Source organism: Curtobacterium sp. MCPF17_001 (assembly GCF_003234615.1).
In the GTDB taxonomy this organism is placed as follows: Bacteria; Actinomycetota; Actinomycetes; order Actinomycetales; family Microbacteriaceae; genus Curtobacterium.
This window is the reverse complement of sequence record NZ_QKSL01000004.1, coordinates 26,469-47,086: the sequence shown is the minus strand read 5'-3', so window position 1 is coordinate 47,086 and position 20,618 is coordinate 26,469. Positions and strand designations below refer to the sequence as shown.

14 protein-coding genes and 1 pseudogene are annotated in these 20,618 nt (G+C 71.4%); 13 read left to right on the top strand and 2 right to left on the bottom strand.

Annotated features, from left to right (window positions below; all coding sequences use genetic code 11):
- Positions 1-72: 72 nt before the first annotated feature.
- Positions 73-1,446, top strand: coding sequence for a glucose-6-phosphate dehydrogenase (locus DEJ24_RS05300; protein WP_111077611.1), 1,374 nt, complete (start codon positions 73-75; stop codon positions 1,444-1,446).
- 104 nt (positions 1,447-1,550) lie between these two features.
- Here the strand turns inward: DEJ24_RS05300 and DEJ24_RS05295 are convergent, their stop codons facing one another.
- Both DEJ24_RS05295 and DEJ24_RS05290 read right to left on the bottom strand, forming a co-directional pair.
- The gene (locus DEJ24_RS05295) at positions 1,551-3,476 is read right to left on the bottom strand and encodes a glycoside hydrolase family 15 protein (RefSeq protein WP_258374744.1); all 1,926 of its coding nucleotides are present in this window, start codon (positions 3,474-3,476) and stop codon (positions 1,551-1,553) included.
- An 89-nt stretch (positions 3,477-3,565) separates the two neighbouring features.
- Positions 3,566-4,648: an App1 family protein gene (locus DEJ24_RS05290; protein WP_375334693.1), complete on the bottom strand. Its 1,083-nt coding sequence runs from the start codon at positions 4,646-4,648 to the stop codon at positions 3,566-3,568.
- Positions 4,649-4,859: 211 nt separating this feature from the next.
- Between DEJ24_RS05290 and DEJ24_RS05285 the strand changes: the two genes are divergently transcribed.
- From DEJ24_RS05285 to DEJ24_RS17360, 12 genes and pseudogenes are all read left to right on the top strand, one after another.
- The gene (locus tag DEJ24_RS05285) at positions 4,860-5,507 is read left to right on the top strand and encodes a TetR/AcrR family transcriptional regulator (protein WP_181432888.1); all 648 of its coding nucleotides are present in this window, start codon (positions 4,860-4,862) and stop codon (positions 5,505-5,507) included.
- A gap of 179 nt (positions 5,508-5,686) precedes the next feature.
- Entirely contained in the window at positions 5,687-6,592 is a 906-nt protein-coding gene (locus DEJ24_RS05280; RefSeq protein WP_111077608.1) for an ABC transporter ATP-binding protein, read from the top strand.
- Complete coding sequence (locus DEJ24_RS05275) at positions 6,589-7,305, top strand: ABC transporter permease (protein WP_111077607.1); 717 nt, start codon at positions 6,589-6,591, stop codon at positions 7,303-7,305. Before DEJ24_RS05280 ends, DEJ24_RS05275 begins: the two co-directional genes overlap by 4 nt.
- Complete coding sequence (locus DEJ24_RS05270) at positions 7,302-8,030, top strand: ABC transporter permease (protein ID WP_111077606.1); 729 nt, start codon at positions 7,302-7,304, stop codon at positions 8,028-8,030. Before DEJ24_RS05275 ends, DEJ24_RS05270 begins: the two co-directional genes overlap by 4 nt.
- The gene (locus DEJ24_RS05265) at positions 8,027-8,950 is read left to right on the top strand and encodes an ABC transporter substrate-binding protein (protein WP_111077605.1); all 924 of its coding nucleotides are present in this window, start codon (positions 8,027-8,029) and stop codon (positions 8,948-8,950) included. The genes DEJ24_RS05270 and DEJ24_RS05265 overlap by 4 nt, the downstream gene beginning before the upstream one ends.
- A 208-nt stretch (positions 8,951-9,158) precedes the next feature.
- Complete coding sequence (locus DEJ24_RS05260; protein ID WP_111077604.1) at positions 9,159-10,571, top strand: cytochrome ubiquinol oxidase subunit I; 1,413 nt, start codon at positions 9,159-9,161, stop codon at positions 10,569-10,571.
- Between the two features lie 18 nt (positions 10,572-10,589).
- Entirely contained in the window at positions 10,590-11,594 is a 1,005-nt protein-coding gene (gene cydB / locus DEJ24_RS05255) for a cytochrome d ubiquinol oxidase subunit II (RefSeq protein ID WP_111077603.1), read from the top strand.
- A gap of 13 nt (positions 11,595-11,607) precedes the next feature.
- Entirely contained in the window at positions 11,608-13,287 is a 1,680-nt protein-coding gene (gene cydD / locus DEJ24_RS05250; RefSeq protein WP_111077602.1) for a thiol reductant ABC exporter subunit CydD, read from the top strand.
- Positions 13,284-15,014 carry a thiol reductant ABC exporter subunit CydC gene (gene cydC / locus DEJ24_RS05245; protein WP_111077601.1) on the top strand — a complete coding sequence of 577 codons (1,731 nt, stop codon included), beginning with the start codon at positions 13,284-13,286 and terminating at the stop codon, positions 15,012-15,014. The genes cydD and cydC overlap by 4 nt, the downstream gene beginning before the upstream one ends.
- A gap of 50 nt (positions 15,015-15,064) precedes the next feature.
- The gene (leuS, locus tag DEJ24_RS05240; protein WP_111077600.1) at positions 15,065-17,611 is read left to right on the top strand and encodes a leucine--tRNA ligase; all 2,547 of its coding nucleotides are present in this window, start codon (positions 15,065-15,067) and stop codon (positions 17,609-17,611) included.
- Between the two features lie 150 nt (positions 17,612-17,761).
- Positions 17,762-18,481 carry a ComEA family DNA-binding protein gene (locus DEJ24_RS05235; RefSeq protein ID WP_111077599.1) on the top strand — a complete coding sequence of 240 codons (720 nt, stop codon included), beginning with the start codon at positions 17,762-17,764 and terminating at the stop codon, positions 18,479-18,481.
- Between the two features lie 764 nt (positions 18,482-19,245).
- A pseudogene (locus tag DEJ24_RS17360) lies at positions 19,246-20,301 on the top strand (ComEC/Rec2 family competence protein); the annotation flags it as partial.
- Between the last annotated feature and the right edge of the window lie 317 nt (positions 20,302-20,618).

The window sequence follows — 20,618 nt, the reverse complement described above, 5'->3', positions numbered from 1 at the left end:
TGGCTCCTGAGGACCGCATGACCGCGGCCGCAGGTCCTGCGGACCGTCCACAAGCGAAAGGAGTCACCTCCGGTGACTGACAAGCGCACGCTCATCATCTTCGGCGCGACCGGCGACCTCGCCTCCCGCCTCCTCCTGCCGGGTCTCGGTACCTTCCTGCAGAGCGGCCGTTCCGTCCCGGTCCAGCTCATCGGCACGGGCCGCAGCGCCCGCAGCGAGGAGCAGTGGAAGGACGTCGTCACGAAGTCGTTCGCGTCGCAGGACGTGGCCGGCCCGGAGGTCGACGCGACCATCGGTTCGACCAAGTTCATCCAGGGCGACCCCACCGACCCGGAGCACCTGAAGGCCCTGCTCGACGCCGCCGAGGCCGAGCCGATCCTGTACTTCGCGCTGCCGCCGCAGATCGCGTCCGACATCTGCGAGGCGCTGCAGCACGTCGAGCTCCCCGAGGGCACGACGCTGGCGTTCGAGAAGCCCTTCGGCACCGACGTCGCGAGTGCCGAGGCGCTCAACAAGACGGTCCTCGAGCTCGTCCCCGAGGAGCGCGTGCACCGCACCGACCACTTCCTCGGACGTACGACGGTCCTCAACATCATCGGTCTGCGCTTCGCGAACCGCCTGTTCGAGCCGATCTGGAACGCCGACAACATCGAGAAGGTCGACGTCTTCTACGACGAGACCCTGGGCCTCGAGAACCGCGCGCAGTACTACGACGAGGCCGGCGCCCTGGTCGACATGATCCAGTCGCACCTGCTCCAGATCCTGGCGCTCGTCACGATGGACGCCCCGGCGGCGATCGACTCCGTCGAGTTCCGCTCCTCGCTCGCCCGGGTGCTCCGCTCGACTCGCCTCAAGGGCGACGACGCGACCATCGCCTCCCGCCGCGCGGTCTACACGGCCGGCACGATCGACGGCAAGGAACTGCCGTCGTACCAGCAGGAGGACGGGGTCGACCCGTCGCGCGAGACCGAGACCCTGGCCGAGATCGAGGTCGAGGTCGACACCGCCCGTTGGGCCGGCGTCCCCTTCACCCTCCGCTCCGGCAAGGCGCTCGGCGCCAGCCGGAAGGAGGTGCTCATCACCTTCAAGCCCGTGACGCGCCTGCCCTCCGGTCTGACCGGTCGCCCGAAGGCCGACACACTGCGCATCGTCCTCAACCCGGACGAGATCGAGCTGTCGGTCTCGGCCAACGGCGGCGGCAACCCGTTCGAGATGGGTCAGGTCACCCTGTCGTCCTCGTTCGACGACGGCGAGCTCACCCCCTACGGCGAGGTGCTGAACGGCATCTTCCACGACGACCCGCTGCTCTCCATCCGCGGCGACGTCGCGGAGCGCTGCTGGGAGATCGTCGAGCCGGTCGTTTCCGCGTGGAAGTCCGGAGCAGTCCCGCTCGAGGAGTACCGCGCCGGTTCGCGCGGCCCGGCCGAGTGGGTCAGCTCCTCCTGACCGACGCGAGGACCGCATGACGGGAGGCCCGGTGCCAGCTGGCAACGGGCCTCCCGTCCGTCCGGGCGCACCGTCGACAGAGTCCGACGGCGTGCCCGGTCGTGTCAGGCTGGCCGTCCGGCTCGCTCGCCCGCGCCGGTGACGCTCCACGTCCCGCCGTCGCGCTGCGCCGACCTCGTCCGGTGGCCGGCGGCCGCTCCCCGTGCACGCGCGATCGCGTCTGCCGCGGTCACGAGCGTCAGGTGCGAGAGCGCCTGCGGGGTGTTGCCGATGTGGTGTCCGGTCGCGACGTCGATCTCCTCCGACAGCATGCCGACGTCGTTCGCGAAGCCGACCAGGACGTCCATGAGTCGTTCGGCGTCCGCGATCCGACCGGACCCGGCGTACTGCTCGACGAGCCAGAACGAGCAGGCCAGGAACGGGTGTTCCGCGCCGCTGAGACCGTCGAAGCCGGAGGACGTCCGGTACCGGAGCAGGAGCCCGTCGTCGCCGACGCGGAGGTCCTGCTCGATGGCCGCGACCGTGCCGAGCATCCGCGGGTCGTCCGGCTTGCAGTAGCCGATCTGGGGCAGGACGAGCAGGCTCGCGTCGACCTCGTCGGTGTCGTAGTGCTGCCGGTAGGTGCCGCGCTCGGCGTTCCATCCGTGTTCCTCGATCTCCGCGCGCACCTGGTCGCGCAGGGTGCGCCAGCGCTCGACGGGCCCCTCGAGGCCGAACTCCTCACATGCGGCGACCCCACGGTCGAACGCCGCCCAGATCATCGCGCGCGAGTGGGTGAAGTGCCGCCGGGGTCCGCGCATCTCCCAGATGCCGTTGTCGGGCTCCTGCCAGTGCTCCTCGACGTGGCTGAGGAGCGCGCGCTGCAGGGACCACGAGGCGCCGCTCTCCTCGACACCGAGCTCGCGGGCGTCGTGCAGCGCTGCCAAGACCTCTCCGAACACATCGCCCTGGTACTGCGTGTACGCGCCGTTGCCGACGCGCACCGGCTTCGAGTCCGCGTACCCGGCCAGGTGGTCGAGCGTCCGTTCCGGCAGTTCCCGTTCACCGGCGATGCCGTACATGATCTGCACGTCGTCGGGGTCACCGGCGATCGCGCGGAGCAGCCACGCTCGCCAGTGTGACGCCTCGTCGCGGTACCCGTGGGCGATCAGGGACGCGAGCGCCATCGACGCGTCACGCAGCCACACGAAGCGGTAGTCCCAGTTGCGTTCGCCGCCGGGGTCCTCCGGGAGGCTCGTGGTCGCGGCCGCCACGACGCCCCCGGTCTCGGCGTGGGTCATGGCGCGCAGGTACATCAGCGAGCTGCGGACGGCGGACGCGTACCTGCCCTCGGCGCGGGTGCGGGAGGTCCAGTCGTGCCACCAGTCGCGGGTGTGGTGCAGGGCGGCGTCGACGTCGAACGGCTCCGGGGGCTCACGGTGGGAGGGGTACCAGGTGAGGACGGTGTCGAGGACGTCGCCGTCCGCGATCGTCGTGGTGGCGGTGTGCCGGTGTTCGTCGGCGCGGAAGCGAGGGCCCCGGACGACGACGGCGTCCGGGCCGGCGGTCGCGACCAGGACCGGTTCGTCGTCGTTGCCCACCTGACGGATCCAGGGCAGGACGTCCCCGTAGCCGAAGCGGATGCGCAGGACCTGGCGCATCTCGACCGTCCCGGTGAGCCCGCGGACCCGTCGGACGATGGTGGCCCGGTGCGCGTCGACCGGCATGAAGTCGGTGACCTCGACGACGCCGGTCGTGGTGGTCCACACCGTCGAGAGCACGAGGGAGTCGCCGTCGTGTCGGCGGACCGGGGTCGCGTCCGGGTCGGCGGGGCGGAGCGACCACTGACCGTCGTGCTCGTCGCCGAGCAGTGCCGCGAACGTCGACGCACTGTCGAAGCGGGGCAGGCACGCCCAGTCGACGTCACCGTCCCGGGTGACGAGTGCGGCCGTGTGACAGTCCCCGATGAGGGCGTGGTCCTCGATGCGCTGAGCCATGCCCTGATCGAACCACCCACACCCCGGACGCGGCTGCGCTGAAGGTGCGTTCAGATCGCTCCCGGCATGACTTCGGCGGCACGGCCGACCGTCACCAGCAGCAGCCAGCGTCGGTCGAGAGCCCGTTCAGTCGAGAGCCAGGGTCAGTCGAGGTCGGCGATCCCGACGCGTCCGAGCTCGGTCCAGAGGCCGGCACCGTCCGGGGCGTAGACCCACGGCACGGTGGAGTCGCGGGTGCGCTCCTGGGCGCGCGATCGACCACCGGCGAGGACGGCCTCGCTCGTCGACAACTGTCGGATCGCGACCGCGGCGACGTTCTCGGGGTGCTCCCGGGCGAACTCGCCGTAGAGGTGCTCGTCGTGCTGTCCGTCGTCGCCGACGAGCAGCCACTGGATGTCCGGGAAGTCCCGCGCGAGGCGCCGCAGGTTGTCCTGCTTGTGCTGCTGTCCGCTCCGGAAGAACCGGTCGTGGGTCGGGCCCCAGTCCGTGAGCAGCAGGGTGCCGGACGGGTACATGTTCCGGGTCAGGAAGCGTTGCAGGGTCGGTGCCACGTTCCACGCACCGGTGGAGAGGTACACGGTCGCCGCGCCCGGGTGCTGCGCGAGGACCCGCTCGTAGAGGACCGACATCCCCGGCACGGGACGGCGGGCGTGTTCGGTCAGCACGAACGAGTTCCAGGCGGCGAGCATCGGGCGGGGGAGGCTCGTCACCATCACGGTGTCGTCGATGTCCGACAACAGGCCGAAGCGGGTGTCCGGGTGCACCACGAAGACGTCGGCGTCCACGTCGCGCATGCCGCCGGCGGACAGTCGGATCGTCTGCCATCCCGGTTCGAGGTCGATCGGGACGATCGCGTCGACCACACCACCGCGGTCGCTCTGGACGGTGTGCGTGCTGCCGCCGGCCGAGATGGTGACCTCGGCGTGGTCGACGGCCACGCTCGTGAAGCTGCGCCACCCGCGGACGCCCGTGTACGAGACGTCCGACGCCAGGCCGCGGCGGGTCAGCAGCACCCGGCAGAGCACGCGGACCCATCCCGGGGCGCCGTAGCCCGTGTACGGGATGACGGTCGGGACCTGACCGCGCTTCCGGGCGTGCTGTTCGCGGTACTCCTGCACGGCGTCCTCGATGCGGGCGGCCCGGTGCAGGATCGGCTCCGGGATCGCGGTCTCCCACTGCTGGATGCCCCAGGGCGACTGTTCGCGGCGGTCGTGCTCGCGTTCCACGGACCGTGCGTCCCGCTGCGGGGTGGTTGCCCGGGGCGCGGCAGGGTCCGGAGGCGTCGACTCGGGCATCGCACCATCATCCCATGCGGGGTGGTCCCGCAGCGGGGTCGTGGACCCGACACCCCGGGAATCGCAGCGAAGACCAAGGCGGCGTCTGCGAGAGTTGCCGTCTCAGTCAGTCAGCCCGCGGTCACCGCGAGAAGGAGTTCACGTGCTCGTCACCGAGGTTTCGAACGCACTGCCGGGGGGATCATCACTGCTCAGGAACGAGCCGGTCCAGGCCCGCAGCTCGGCGCGCCTCGCAGGTCTGCTCGACGCGGCGGCCGCGGTCATCGACGAGATCGGCTTCGAGCGGCTCACGACGGCCATGGTCGCCGAGCGTGCCGGTGCGTCGATCGGCACGGTCTACCGGTACTTCCCGGACCGGATCGCCGTGGTCGAGGCCCTCGCCATCCGGTGCACGCAGCGCCTCGCCGCCCGGTTCGTCGAGACACTCGACGCCTCCGGCGCCACGACGTGGCAGGAAGGCTGCGACGCGCTCATCGACATGACCGCGGAGATGTACCGCACCGAGCCCGGCTTCCGCGCGATCCGCTTCGCCGACCTCGACACCACGTCCGGTGACGAGGACGCCGACCGCCTCGCCGCACTCGGCGGAGCCGTCGGCACCGTGATGCGCGAGCGCTTCGACCTGCCCCAGTCCGAGGCGATCAACCGGGCCTGGGTCGTGCTGGCCGAGTCCGCGCACGCGGTCCTCGCTCGTGCGCACGTGGACCGCGAGCACCCGGACACCGAACTGATCGCGGCCTACCGCGCGATGAGCCGGCCGTACCTGGAGTCGGTGATCGGGGCCTCCTGACCGCTGACCCACCTCGGACGCCCGTCCCTCCGTCGCGGAGGGGCGGGCGTTCGTGTCCGAACTGCGCGGACCCGGGGTCGATGTCCGCCAGGCGTCATGCGCCGTCACGACCGAACCGCTATGGGCTCAGCCCTGTACTGTCGTCCGGTGTCGGGCTACCTCCACCAAGAAGGGCACCCATGATCGAGTTCCGCTCGGTGCGCAAGACCTACCCGGACGGCACGAACGCCGTCGAGTCGTTCGACCTCGTGATCCCCTCGCGGACCACGACGGTGTTCGTCGGTTCGAGCGGTTGTGGCAAGACCACACTCCTCCGGATGATCAACAGGATGATCGATCCGACCTCGGGGTCCGTCCAGATCGACGGTGAGGACATCGCCGGCGTCGACCCGGTGCAGCTCCGCCGTCGCATCGGCTACGTCATGCAGAACGCCGGTCTGCTGCCGCACCGCAGGGTCGCGGACAACATCGCGACCGTGCCACTGCTCACCGGGGTCTCGAAGGCCGACGCGCGGAAGCGTGCGCTCGAGCTGATGGACACGGTCGGCCTCGACCGGTCACTCGCCGACCGCTACCCGTCGCAGCTGTCCGGTGGGCAGCAGCAGCGGGTCGGCGTCGCTCGTGGTCTCGCGGTCGACCCGAACATCCTGCTCATGGACGAGCCGTTCGGCGCCGTCGACCCGCTCGTCCGCAACGACCTGCAGGACGAGCTGATCCGGCTGCAGCGCGAGTTGGGCAAGACGGTCGTGTTCGTGACGCACGACATCGACGAGGCCTTCAAACTCGGCGACCAGGTCGTCATCCTCAAGAAGGGCGGCGAGATCGCCCAGCAGGGGACGCCGGCGGAGATCCTCTCCGCGCCGGCGGACGACTTCGTCGCGAACTTCATCGGCGTCGGACGGGGCCGTCGGTCCCTCCGGGTCGAGCAGACCCCGACCGGTCCGGTCGTCGTGGACGGTGACGGCCGCGCCGCCGGCGTCCTCACCGGACCCGTGGGGGTCGTCGACGCCGCTGCCGCCGTCCGCTCCGAGGCCGGGACGCCCAGCGTCCCGGGTGCTGCGGCGCAGGGTGGGAGCACCCGGTGAAGTGGGTGCTGTCGAACCTCGACACGATCGGGGACGACACGGTCGCGCACCTGGCGATCGCGATCCCGCCGATCATCATCGCCTTCCTGCTGTCGATCCCGATCGGGTGGCTCGTCGTCCGACTCCGGCGACCCGGCGCACGCCCGTTCAGCAGCGGTGTGGGCGGAGGCATCGTCACGTTCGCCGGGCTGCTCTACGCCGTCCCGTCGCTGCCACTGTTCATCGCGCTGCCGGGCCTCATCGGCACCGGGCTGCAGGACCCCGTGAACATCGTCATCGGCCTCACGCTCTACGGCCTCGCCCTCATGGTCCGGTCCACCGTGGACGGCCTCGGTTCGGTCGACCCGGCCACCACGTCGGCGGCGACCGCGATGGGGTACTCCGGAGCGCAGCGGTTCTTCCGCGTCGACCTGCCGCTCGCCGGTCCGGTGCTGCTCGCGGGCCTCCGGGTCGTCTCGGTGTCCACGATCTCGCTGACCACGGTCGGCGCGGTGCTCGGTGTCCAGAGCCTCGGATCGCTCTTCACCGACGGCATCGGCCGGAACATCCCGGAGGAGATCGTCGCGGGTGTCGTGATGGTCCTCGTCCTGGCGTTCGCGATCGACGGGTTGCTCGTGCTGCTCGGTCGGATCGTGATGCCGTGGACGCGTCGATCGGCGCCCTCGAAGCGTGCGGCCCGCCGCGTGCTCCAGTCTGCGGAGGTCACGGCATGATCATCGGACAGGCCTTCGGCTGGGTCCTCGACCCGGCCAACTACGCCGGTCCCGACGGTGTCTCCGAGCGGCTGTGGGAACACGTCTGGATCTCGCTGCTCGCCGTCGTCATCGCGTCGGTGATCGCGATCCCGATCGGCTACGCGATCGGCCACACCGGCAAGGCACGCGGCTTCGTGATCGCCCTCTCCGGCGGCATCCGCGCCCTGCCGACCCTCGGTGTGCTCACCCTGGTGGGCCTCCTGCTCGGCGCGAACCTGCAGGCTCCGCTGTTCGCACTCGTCGTGCTCGCGATCCCGTCGGTGCTCGCCGGTGCGTACGCCGGCATCGAGTCCGTCGAACCGGTCACCGTCGACGCTGCCCGCGCGCAGGGCATGACCGGGTGGCAGATCCTGACCAAGGTCGAGATCCCGCTCGGACTGCCGCTGCTCGTCGGCGGCGTCCGCGCCGCCGTGCTCCAGGTCGTCGCCACCGCCACCCTCGCCGCCTACGTCGGATCGGGTGGGCTCGGCGGGTACGTGTTCCTCGGGCTCAAGACCCAGGACTACGCCATGATGCTCGGCGCCTCCATCCTCGTGATCGCACTCGCGATCGCGTTCGAGATCGTCTTCTCCGTGCTCCAGCGGTCGGTGGTGCCCGCGGGCATCGCCGACCGCCCGACGCGGCGACGCTCGGGATCGCGTGAGCGGCCCCACACCCCCATCCCGGAAGGAACCCCCTCGTGATCACAGCACCCAAGCTCCGCGCCGGCATCGCCGCCGCGGTCGCCGTCGGCGTGGCCGCCGCCCTCGCCGGCTGCTCCTCCAGCAGCCCGCTCGACAGCGGCTCCAGCTCGTCCTCGGACTCGAAGACGATCGTCGTCGGGTCGCAGCAGTACTACTCGAACGAGATCATCGCCGAGCTCTACGCCCAGGTCCTCGAGAAGGACGGCTTCCAGGTGAAGCGGAACTTCAACATCGGGCAGCGCGAGGTCTACCTCCCGCAGCTCGAGAAGGGCGCGATCGACGTCATGCCCGAGTACGGCGGCAACCTGCTGCAGTACTTCGACAAGAACTCGACCGCGAAGTCCGAGTCCGAGATCACGGACGGCCTGAAGAGCGCCCTGCCGAAGGGGCTCCGTGCCCTGGACGCCGCCGAGGCCACCGACCAGGACAGCTACACCGTCACGAAGAAGTTCTCCGAGGAGAACGACGTGACGAGCCTTGCCGACCTCTCGAAGGTCAAGGGCACGCTGACCGTCGGCGCGAACTCGGAGAACCAGACGCGTCCGTACGGTCCGAAGGGCCTGAAGTCGGTCTACGGCGTGACGGTCCAGTCCAAGGCGATCGAGGACTCCGGCGGGGCCCTGACGGTCAAGGCGCTGAAGGACGGCACCGTGCAGCTCGCGGACATCTACACCGCCGACCCGAGCATCAAGGCGAACGACTTCGTGACGCTCGAGGACCCGAAGAACCTCATCGTTCCGCAGAACGTCACCCCGGTCGTTTCGAGCAAGGTCGACGACAAGGCGGCGGACGACATCGACAAGGTGAGCAAGGTCCTGACGACCGAGGCGCTCATCGAGCTCAACACCAAGAGCACCGTCGACAAGGAGAAGGCCTCGACCATCGCGAAGGACTTCCTGACCGACGAGGGCCTGCTCTAGGTCGCACGGACACCCCGGATCCCGCGTCGTTCTGCGGGGTCCACGACGACAGGCGTCGGGCATCGAGCCCGGCGCCTGTCGTCGTTCCCGGGACGCTCGTCCGTGACACTTGTTCCGCACGGTTGTGCCGTGCACTACGCCTGCACGTTCGTGCAGCAGTGCCCTCTACAACTTGTCGAACCGTGCCGCTCGACAGTACCGTCGAAGCATGAACGACCTCCTGGACCCGCTCCTGCTGTCGCGGTGGCAGTTCGGTCTGACGACGATCTACCACTTCCTCTTCGTCCCGCTGACGATCGGCATGGCCGTCGTCGTCGCGGTGTTCCAGACCGCCTGGGTCCGGACCGGTCGTGCGCACTACCTGCAGCTGACGCGGTTCTTCGGACGGATCTTCCTCATCAACTTCGCGATGGGGGTCGTCACCGGCATCGTGCAGGAGTTCCAGTTCGGCATGAACTGGTCGGACTACTCGCGCTTCGTCGGCGACGTCTTCGGCGCCCCGCTCGCGCTCGAGGGCATCCTGGCGTTCTTCTTCGAGGCGGCGTTCATCGGCGTCTGGATCTTCGGCTGGGACCGCCTGCCGAAGAAGCTGCACCTGGCGAGCATCTGGTGCGTCAGCGCGGGCACGATCATGTCGGCGTACTTCATCATCGCCGCGAATGCGTTCATGCAGCACCCGGTGGGCTACGCGATCAACGAGGCGAAGGGTCGCGCCGAACTCACCGACATCTGGGCCGTCCTCGGGAACAAGGTCGCCCTCGCCGCATTCCCGCACACGGTCTTCGCGTGCTTCATGGTCGCCGCCGGCGTGATCATCTCGGTCGCCGCGTACCACCTGGCGCGCAACCAGAACCTCGAGACGATGATGCCGGCGCTGAAGTTCGGCCTCTGGACGATGGTCGCGGCCGGCGCCCTCACGGTCCTCACCGGTGACCAGCTCGGTCTCACCATGGTCGACACGCAGCCGATGAAGATGGCCGCGGCCGAGGCGCTGTACAACACCGCGACCGGCAAGGACGCCTCGTTCTCGATCTTCACGCTCGGCACGCCCGACGGCGTCACCGAACTCTTCTCGATCCGTGTGCCGTACCTGCTGTCCTTCCTGTCGACGCACACCTTCTCCGGCACGGTCGAGGGCATCAACGACCTGCAGGCGCAGTACACGCAGGTCTACGGGCCAGGCGACTACAAGCCGATCATCTGGGTGACCTACTGGTCCTTCCGCTGGATGATCGCCCTCGGGGTCGGCGCCGTGATGGTCTCGCTCGCCGGACTCTGGCTGACGCGCAAGGGCCGCTTCCCGCAGCAGCGGTGGGTCTGGCGCATCGCGATCTGGGCCGTGCCGCTGCCGATGGCCGCGATGATCGTCGGCTGGGTCTTCACCGAGATGGGCCGCCAGCCCTGCCTCGTGTTCGGCCTGCTCAAGACGGCCGACGGCGTCTCCCCGAACGTGACGGGCCTCGAGGTCCTCATCTCGCTCGTCGTGTTCACCCTCATCTACGGATCCCTCGCGGTGGTCGAGTTCCGACTGGTCAAGAAGGTCGCCCAGGAGGGCCCGGCCGCTCCGGCCGAGGTCGACGCGGAGACCGGCGAGGTCAAGCACGAAGTGACGGTCTACTAGAGATGGAAGCTGCCTGAGATGGACCTGCCCGTTCTGTGGTTCGCGATCGTCGGACTCTTCTTCGTCGGGTACTTCGTGCTCGACGGGTTCGACTTCGGTGTCGGCATGTCCCTGCCGTTCCTCGGCAGGGACGACACCGACCGCCGTGTGCTCATCAACACCATCGGCCCGGTGTGGGACCTCAACGAGACCTGGGTGATCGTCGCGGGAGCCTGCCTGTTCGCCGCCTTCCCCGAGTGGTACGCGACGATGTTCTCCGGCTTCTACCTGGCACTGCTGCTCATCCTCGCCGCACTGATCCTGCGCGGGGTGTCGTTCGAGTACCGGCACCAGGACAAGCACCTGGCATGGAAGCGCCGGTTCGACCTGATGATCGTGGTCGGCAGCGCGGTGCCGTCGTTCCTCTGGGGCGTCGCGTTCGGCAACGTCGTCCGGGGGATCCCGATGGACGCCGGGCACAACTACACCGGCACGCTGTTCGACCTGCTCAACCCGTTCGCACTGCTCGCCGGTGCCACCACCCTGCTGGTCTTCTTCACCCACGGCGTCGTGTTCGTGGCGCTGAAGACCGAGGGCGAGATGCGCGAGCGGGCGATGCGCCTGGCGAAGCGGGCCGGAGTCGTCACGATCGTGGTCGCCGCCGTGTTCCTGGTCACGATGGCGCTCGTCCGGTCCACCCCGACGTCGCTCGTGCTGTCGGCCGTCGGTGCCGTGGCCCTGGTCGTCGCGGTCCTCTGTGCCGCACGCGGTCGGGAGGGCCGCGCCTTCACCCTGATGGCCGTCACCATCGCGGCGGTCGTCCTGGCGATGTTCACCGCGGTGTTCCCGGACGTGATGCCCGCCACCAACGACCCGGCGAACAGCCTGACCGTCGCCAACGCCTCGTCCGGCACGTACACGCTGACGGTCATGAGCTGGGTCGCCCTGGTCTGCATCCCGCTCGTGCTGGCCTACCAGGCGTGGACGTACTGGGTCTTCCGCAAGCGGGTCTCACGCGCCACCGTCGCGCAGGCCGCGCACTGACCGGGAGGCACGTGTGAAGCCGCTCGACCCCCGCCTGCTCCGTCTGTCCCGGACGGCGCGCGGCTTCGTCGTGGCCGCCGCCGGCACCGGCGCCGTGCGGACGATCGCGACCATCGCGATCGCCTGGGCGATCGCGGCCGCGGTGACCCAGGTCGTCGATGCGGTCCGCGCCGGTGCCGTCCCTGCGACGTTCGCCGGCACGCTCGCCCTGCTCGGCGGCGCGTTCCTGCTCCGCGCGGTCGCGGCCTGGGCGACCGACGACCTCGCCGCCCGCGCGGGTGCCCGTGTGAAGAGCGAACTCCGCGCCTCCGTGCTCCGGCGCGCGGCCGACCGGGGCCCCGGGTGGCTCGCCGGTCGGTCGAGCGCCGGCTTCGCCACCACGCTCGGCCCGGGGCTCGACGCGCTGGACGCCTACTTCGGCCGGTACCTGCCGCAGCTCGCGCTCACCGCCGTCGCCACCCCGCTGCTGCTCGTCGCGATCGGCCTCGGCGACCTGACGAGTGCGGTCGTCATCGTCTGCGCGATGCCCGTCATCCCGGTGTTCATGGTCCTCATCGGCCTGGCCACCCGGTCGCTGCAGCAGCGGCAGGCGGACGCACTCGCACGGCTCGGTGGGGCGTTCACCGAGGCCGTCGAGGGGCTCGCGACCCTCAAGGTGTTCGGCCGTGCCCGCCGCCAGGTCGGCCGCATCGGGCAGGTCACGGACGAGTACCGCCAGGGCACCATCGGTGTGCTGCGGCTGTCCTTCGTCAGCGGCTTCGCCCTCGAGCTGGCTGCGAGCCTGTCCGTCGCACTCGTCGCGGTGTCGATCGGCATCCGGCTGGTCGACGGCTCGCTCGGCCTCGGCGCGGCGATGTTCGTCCTGGTCCTCGCCCCGGAGGCGTTCGCCCCGCTCCGGCAGGTCGGTGCCGACTTCCACGCGGCCCAGGACGGGGTGCAGGCGTCGCAGGCCGTCCTCGACGTGCTCGACGACCCTGACGTCCCGGTACCAGCTGCGCCGGACACCGTCGCCGCTGCCGGGATGGACGTCCCGACGCCGGCCCTGGTGATCGCCGGACTCCGCGTGCACCGCTCCGACACGGTCGTCGGCCCGGTCGACCTCACCGCCCCGACCGGGACCGTCGTCGCCCTCTCCGGCCCGAGCGGCTCCGGCAAGTCCAGCCTGATCGCCGCGATCCGCGGGGTCCTCCCCGCCGACGGCACGGTCACGGTGCCCGGGCGTGCCGACTTCCCGGTCCTCGACCGCACCACCTGGGTCGACCAGCGTCCGCGACTGGTGCGCGGCACGGTCGCCGAGAACGTCGCCCTCAGCGCCCAGCCGGACACGGCGGACGTGCGGACCGCGCTCGGTGCGGTGGGGCTGGGAGTCGACCCGGGCCTCCCGGTCGGCAGTGGCGGATCCGGGTTGTCCGGCGGGCAGGCGCAGCGTGTCGCCGTCGCGCGCGGGCTGTACCGTGCGGCTCGGCTCGGGACGCCGCTGGTGCTCCTCGACGAGCCGACGTCCGCCCTCGACGCGGAGTCCGAGACGCAGGTCGTCGCCGCCCTCCGCCGACTGGCGGACGCGGGGGCGGTCGTCGTCGTCGCGAGCCACCGACCCGCCGTCGTGGCCGCGGCCGACGTCGTCGTCGCGATCCGCGCCTCCGGATCCGTCGCGGTGTCGTCGCAGCGGTCGCCACAGGAGGTGTCCGCATGAGCAGCACCCGCGTGAGCAGCACCCGCGTGAGCCGCCCCGACGGCCGGGAGGCCCGCACCCGGTCCGTCCTCCGACTCGCCCTGCCCCGTGGGCGGGGTTGGGCGAAGGCCGTCGCCGCGGGCGTGCTCAGCGCGCTCTGCGGAGTGGCCCTGCTCGCCGCCAGCGGGTACCTGATCACGCGCGCCGCCGAGCACCCGCCGATCCTCTACCTGACGCTCGTCATGGTCGGCGTCCGCGCCTTCGCCCTCGGGCGCGCGGTGTTCCGCTACGTGGACCGGCTCGCCGGGCACGATGCGTCGTTCCGCCAGCTCGCCGTCGTCCGGACCGAGATGTACCGGCGGCTCGCCTCGGTCGCCCCCGCCGGGCTCGGATCGACCGGGCGCGGCGACCTCACGACGCGGCTCGTCACCGACACCGACCGGCTGCAGGACCTGCCGATCCGGGTCGTCGGGCCGCTCGTCTCGGCGGGCGTCACCGCGTTCCTCTCGGTCGTCGCCGTCGCGTTCGTGTCCCTGCCGGCCGCCCTCGTGCTGCTGTCGGCCCTCGGCACGGCAGCCCTGGTCGGGACCGTCGTGACCGCCGCGGTCGCCCGCCGCTCCGACGCGGTGACCGCCGCCGACCGTGGACGCGTCGCGGACCTGGTGCTCGACACCGTCCGCACGCTCGACGTGTTCGTGGCCTACGGCACGCTGGAGGAACGACTCACCCACATCGCGCGGCTCGACGACCGTGTCACGGGGGCCGTCCGCCGCCGCGGCGCCGTCGAGTCACTCGTCGGCGCGCTCGTCGGCCTGGTCGGCGGGGCTGCGGTCATCGGGACGCTGTCCGTGGGAGCGCCGGCAGTCGTCCGTGGTGCCCTGGACGGCCCGCTCTGGGCACTGGCGGTGTTCGTCCCGCTCGCGCTGTTCGAGGTCGTCGGTGGTGTCCCGCTCGCCGTCCTCACACTCCGTCGGGTCCGGGCCGCCGCGGACCGCGTCGAACGGGTCGTCCCCGCGGAGCTGCCGGTCGGACTGGTGCCCGAACCCGAGGACGCCGCCAGCCCGGAGGCCCTCGTGGCGCCGGCCGCGGTCACCGTCCGGGTCCGTGACGTGTCCGTCCGCTGGCCGGGCGCGCCGACCCCCGCGGTCGACGGGGTCTCGTTCGACCTGCACCCGGGCGAGGTCGTCGTGCTCAGCGGACCGAGCGGCGCCGGCAAGTCGACGCTGGTGGACGCCCTCGTCCGGTTCGTCGACCACACCGGCAGCGTCACCCTGGACGGGACGGACGTACGGACGATGCACCCCGACGCGGTCCGCGCCCGCATCGGTCTGATCGAGCAGGACCCGTTCGTCTTCGACCAGTCGGTCCGGCAGAACCTGCTCTTCGCGCGGGAGACCGCGACCGACGACGAACTGCTCGCCGTGCTCGACCGGGTCGGACTGGGGGACTGGATCCGGCGTCGTGGGGGACTCGGCGCCGCGGTGGGGGAGCGCGGTTCGCTCGTGTCCGGGGGCCAGGCCCACCGGTTGGCCCTGGCGCGGGCCCTCCTGCACGAGTTCCCCGTCCTGGTGCTCGACGAGCCGACCGCCGACATCGACCCCGACCTCGGTGACGACGTGCTGCGCGACCTCGTGACGACCGCCCGCGCGGCCGGACGCTCCCTGCTCGTCGTGTCGCACGTACCGGTGCCGGCCGACCTCGTCGACCGGACCCTGCGGATGCGGGACGGACGCCTGCTCACGCGGTGACCTGGCGCACGGACGCGAGACGGTCCTGACGGCTTGTATCGTTGACGACCGTGACCATCGAGCAGCACGTCGAGGACCCGCACGCCTACGACTTCCGGCGCATCCAGCAGAAGTGGCAGGCGCGGTGGGAAGAGCTCGGCCTCTTCACCGCCGACCCCGACGACAAGCGCCCGCGCAAGTACATCCTCGAGATGTTCCCGTACCCCTCCGGCGACCTGCACATGGGGCACGCCGAGAACTGGGCGCTCGGGGACTTCGTCGCGCGCTACTGGCGCCAGCAGGGCTTCAACGTGCTGCACCCGATCGGCTGGGACTCGTTCGGCCTGCCCGCTGAGAACGCCGCCATCAAGCGCGGCGTCGACCCGAAGGACTGGACCTACGCGAACATCGCGCAGCAGAAGGCGTCCTTCAAACGCTACGCGCCGTCGTTCGACTGGTCGACCGAGATCCACACCTCCGACCCCGAGTACTACAAGTGGAACCAGTGGCTGTTCCTGAAGATGTACGAGAAGGGCCTGGCGTACCGGAAGGACAGCTGGGTCAACTGGGACCCGGTGGACCAGACCGTCCTGGCCAACGAGCAGGTCCTGCCCGACGGCACCTCGGACCGCTCCGGCGCCGTCGTCGTCAAGAAGAAGCTGACGCAGTGGTACTTCAAGATCACGGACTACGCGGACCGGCTGCTCGACGACCTCAACCAGCTCGAGGGCCGATGGCCGTCGAAGGTCATCGCGATGCAGCGCAACTGGATCGGCCGCTCGGTCGGTGCTGACGTCGACTTCGTCATCGAGGGCCGTGACGAGCCCGTCACCGTGTTCACCACGCGCCCGGACACCATCCACGGGGTGACCTTCCTGGTCGTCGCACCGGACTCCGACCTGGCCGCCGAGCTCGTCGCCGACCCGTCCGTCGACGATGCCACCCGCGCCGCGTTCCAGGACTACCTGGTCGCCACGCAGAAGGCCTCGGACATCGACCGGCAGAACGCCGACCGCCCGAAGACCGGCGTCCCGCTCGGCCGTTCGGCGATCCACCCGCTGACCGGGGAGCGCCTGCCGCTGTGGGCTGCCGACTACGTCCTCGCCGACTACGGGCACGGCGCCGTGATGGCCGTGCCCGCGCACGACCAGCGCGACCTGGACTTCGCCCGGGCCTTCGACCTGCCGGTGAAGGTCGTCGTCGACACGAACCAGCCGGTCACCGGTGCGATCCCCGTGATCACCGACGAGACCGAACTGCCCTCGATCGACCCGACGACCACCGGCGAAGCCCTCACCGGACAGGGGCGGATGATCAACTCCGGTCCGCTCGACGGGATGAGCAAGCAGCACGCCATCACCGCGGCGATCAGCCTGCTCGAGGAGCGCGGCACCGGTCGTGCCGCCAAGACCTACCGCCTGCGCGACTGGCTCATCTCGCGACAGCGCTTCTGGGGCACCCCGATCCCGATCATCCACGGCGAGGACGGCACCCAGTACCCGGTGCCCGAGGACCAGCTCCCCGTGGTCCTGCCCGACACCGAGGGCCTCGACCTCAAGCCGAAGGGCACCTCGCCCCTCGGTGGTGCGACGGAGTGGGTGAACGTGCCGAACCCGGTCGACGGCAGCCCGGCCCGCCGCGACCCGGACACCATGGACACGTTCGTCGACTCGTCCTGGTACTTCCTGCGCTTCCTGTCCCCGCAGGACGAGACGCAGGCGTTCGATCCGGCACTCGTCAACAAGTGGGCGCCGGTCGACCAGTACATCGGCGGTGTCGAGCACGCGATCCTGCACCTGCTCTACGCGCGCTTCGTCACGAAGGTGCTGTTCGACCTCGGCTACCTCGACTTCACCGAACCGTTCTCGGCGCTGCTCAACCAGGGCATGGTGCTCTCCGGTGGCTCGAAGATGTCGAAGTCGAAGGGCGGCGTCTCGCTCGGTGACGAGCTCGACGCGCACGGCGTCGACGCGATCCGCCTGGTGATGGGCTTCGCCGGCCCGCCCGAGGACGACATCAACTGGGAGGACGTCTCGCCCGCGGCCTCCGCACGCTTCCTGGCACGCGCCTACCGGATCGCCGTCGACGTCACCTCGACGCCCGACGCCGTCTGGTCCACCGGTGACCGCGGCGTCCGACAGGCCACGCACCGCTTCCTGGCGGACGCTCCCGGGCTGATGGAGTCGTTCAAGTTCAACGTCGTGATCGCACGACTCATGGACCTGGTGAACGTGACCCGCAAGGCGATCGACAGCGGACCCGGTGCCGCGGACCCCGCCGTGCGTGAAGCTGCGGAGACGATCGCCCTCGGGCTCAGCGTCTTCGCGCCGTACACCGGCGAGGAGATGTGGCAGACGCTGGGTTACGACTCCCCGGTGGCGACGTTCGGCTGGCGGAAGGCCGACCCGACGCTGCTCGTGCAGGAGACCCTCACCGCGGTCGTGCAGGTCAACGGCAAGGTGCGCGACTCGTTTGAGGTGTCGAAGTCGATCGAGGCGGACGAGCTCGAGCAGCTCGCGCGCTCGTCGCATGCGGTGCAGCGGTACATCGGTGACCGCGAGATCGTGAAGGTCATCGTGCGGGCACCGAAGCTCGTCAACATCGCCATCAAGGGCTAGTTCCTCCGGGGCCGGGTCCTCCGGACCTGGTCCGTCCGGGGCCGATCCCTCCGGGGCCGGTCCCTCCACAGGGGGCGGCGCGCGGGCTCCGTCCACAGGTGGTCTGCGTGGGGCCCGGTCGACAGACCGGGCTCCGTAGCGTCTCGGGACATGTCCCGGTTCACGCTGTCACCCCGTGCCGCCCTCCTGCTGGTGGGCGTCGTGGCGGTGCTCGCGCTCGGGGTCGTCGTCGCCGGGTGGTGGGGCGGTGGTCGCGGGGGCGAGGAGTCGGGGTCCGGCGTCGCGGTCGTGTCAGGGGCGCCGACGGTCGGTGTCCCGGAGCCGTCGGCGGCCGTGCCCGTCCCGTCGGCGACCGCTGCTCCCACTGCGTCCGCGGTGCCGGCGACCGCAGTGCTCTACGTCGTCGGGGCGGTCGAGCACCCGGGGGTCGTCACGGTGGGCGCCGACGCCCGTGTCGCGGACGCGCTGGTCGCAGCCGGGGGAGCGGTGGCGGACGCCGACCTGTCGCGGCTGAACCTGGCGCGGCCGGTCGTCGACGGCGAGCGGCTGTACGTGCCCCGCGTCGGCGAGACGGACGTCCCGGCCGAGCTGCCCGCGGGAGCGGGTGCTGGTCCCGGTGGCTCGGCCTCCGGGACCACGGGCTCGTCGGGTGCGGGCAGCGGTGCGGGGGCCGTGCCGGACGTCGTGGACCTCAACACCGCAGACGCCGCCGCGCTCGAGACGCTCCCCGGCATCGGGCCGGCGCTGGCGGAGCGGATCCTCTCCTGGCGCGACGAGCACGGCGGGTTCCGCTCGGTCGAGGACCTGCTCGAGGTCAGCGGCATCGGCGAGGGCCGCTTCGCCGAGCTGCAGGACCGGGTGCGGGTGTGAGCGGCCCGGTGCTGTCGGCTCCCGCTCGGAGCGCGTCCGGCGCGGCGCACGGCAGCGCGCTGCGGGCGTCGCTGGTCGACCTCCGGCTCGCTGGACCGGTCGCGGTGACGTGGATCGTCGTCGCGGTGCTCGTCGGCGTCCCCCGACTCGGCGGCGGGGTGGCCGTCGGCGCGATCGTCCTCGGTCTGGCGTCGCTCGGCGTGCTCCTCCGGCGCGGGGTGTCCGTCCTCGTCCGGGCCATCGCGGCACTGGTGCTGACCACGGCCCTGCTGGTCGCCCTGACGGCCGCAGCGGTCACAGTCGGCCAGGCGCACCGGGCCCCGTCGATCGTGCGGCAGACGGCCGACCACAGCCTGGAGGCCCGTGTCCGGCTCGACCGTGACCTCGCCCCCGCCGACCGGTCCGTGATCGGGACGGTCGAGGCGGTCGTGGTGCGCGCCTCCCGCCAGGACGACCTGCGCGTGCCGGTCCGGCTCGTACCGGCCCGCGACGAACCGCGACGGACCGTGCTGTCGGCCGGATCGGTCGTCGTCGTCCGCGGTCAGCTGCTGGTCGAGGACCCCGGCTCGCCGACGAGCGTCGTGCTCTTCGCCCGCGGAGCCGTCACGCCGCAGGCGGGTCCGACCGGGCTGCTCGGCGCCAGTGCGGTCGCACGGGCGGCGTTCGTCGACGTCACCGCCGACCTGCCGGAGCCGGGAGCGGCGCTCCTCCGCGGGCTGGCGATCGGGGACCGATCCGGGCTCGACGCCGAGACGGAGCAGGCGATGGAGACCTCGGCGCTGACCCACCTGACCGCGGTCTCCGGGTCGAACTGTGCGGTCCTCGTCGGCCTCGTGGTGCTGCTCGGACGGGCGGTCGGGGCCCCACGGGCGCTGCGTGCCGCCGTGGCCGTGGTCGTGCTGCTCGGGTTCGTCGTCCTCGTCCGTCCGGACCCGTCGATCACCCGCGCGACCGTGATGGCGATCGTGGTCCTCGTCGTGCACCTGACCGGACGGCCGGTGCGCGGCGTACCGCTGATCGCCCTCGCCGCCGTCGGCATGCTCGTCGTCGATCCGTGGGTGGCCCGCTCGTTCGCCTTCGCGCTGTCGGTGCTCGCGACCACCGGGATCGTGGTCCTCGCTGCGCCCGTGACCGACCTGCTCGCGCGGCGGGTCGGGAGGCCCGTCGCGACCGCGGTCGCGGTGCCGGTCGCCGCGCAGGTCGCCTGCTGGCCGGTCACGATCCCGCTCTCCGCCGCCCTGCCGACGTACGCGGTGCCGGTGAACCTGCTCGCCGAGGTCCTGGCACCGGTCGCCACCGTCGTCGGTCTCGCCGCGTGCCTGCTCGCGCCGGTGTGGCCGGTCGGTGCCGGGCTGCTCGCGACCGTCGGTTGGGTGCCCGCTGCCGCGATCGGACTCGTCGCACACGGGGCCGCCATCCTGCCGGCCGCCTCGGCACCGTGGCCGTCCGGGGCGGGCGGGGTCATCGCCGCCGGGGTCGTGAGCGCCGCCCTCGCGGTCGGGGTGCTCGTCCGCCGACGTCCGCGTCGGGTGGCGCTCGGAGTGGCCGTGCTCGTGCTCGCCGGGGGAGTCGGGTCGGTCGCGGTGCCCGCGGTCCTCGTCCGCGGCAGTGTCCCGACCGGCTGGACCGTCGCGATGTGCGACGTCGGGCAGGGCGACGCCACCCTGCTCCGGAGCGGTGGACGCACGGCGCTCGTCGACACCGGGGACGATGCCGAGCGTCTGGTCTCCTGTCTGGCTCTCCTCGGCGTCGACCGGATCGACCTGCTCGTCCTGACCCACTTCGACCGCGACCACGTCGGCGCCGTGGCCTCGGTCGCGACACGGGTGGAGACCGCCCTGGTCGGCCCGGTCGGCCGGCCCGCGGACGACCGGGTGGTCCGTGAGCTCCGGAGCGCGGGGGTGGTGGTCCGGCAGGCAGCCGATCGGACCAGCGGCGTGCTCGGGGACCTCCGCTGGCGGGTGCTGTGGCCGCCGGACGGCGACGAGCGTGCAGGCAACGCGGCGAGCATCGTCCTCCGGGTCGATCCTGCGCGGGAGCGACCCTGCCCGGCGTGCGTCAGCGCGGTGCTCCTCGGCGACCTGGGCGAGGACGCACAGCGTCGGCTGCTGCGGACCGCGCCGCCGGAGACACTGAC

Excerpts from the sequence above, each read along its gene's own strand:
- DEJ24_RS05280 (WP_111077608.1), top strand. The coding sequence starts at position 5,687 with ATGATCGAGTTCCGCTCGGTGCGCAAGACCTACCCGGACGGCACGAAC.
- DEJ24_RS05270 (WP_111077606.1), top strand. The coding sequence starts at position 7,302 with ATGATCATCGGACAGGCCTTCGGCTGGGTCCTCGACCCGGCCAACTAC.
- DEJ24_RS05260 (WP_111077604.1), top strand. The coding sequence starts at position 9,159 with ATGAACGACCTCCTGGACCCGCTCCTGCTGTCGCGGTGGCAGTTCGGT.
- cydB (WP_111077603.1), top strand. The coding sequence starts at position 10,590 with ATGGACCTGCCCGTTCTGTGGTTCGCGATCGTCGGACTCTTCTTCGTC.
- cydC (WP_111077601.1), top strand. The coding sequence starts at position 13,284 with ATGAGCAGCACCCGCGTGAGCAGCACCCGCGTGAGCCGCCCCGACGGC.
- DEJ24_RS05235 (WP_111077599.1), top strand. The coding sequence starts at position 17,762 with ATGTCCCGGTTCACGCTGTCACCCCGTGCCGCCCTCCTGCTGGTGGGC.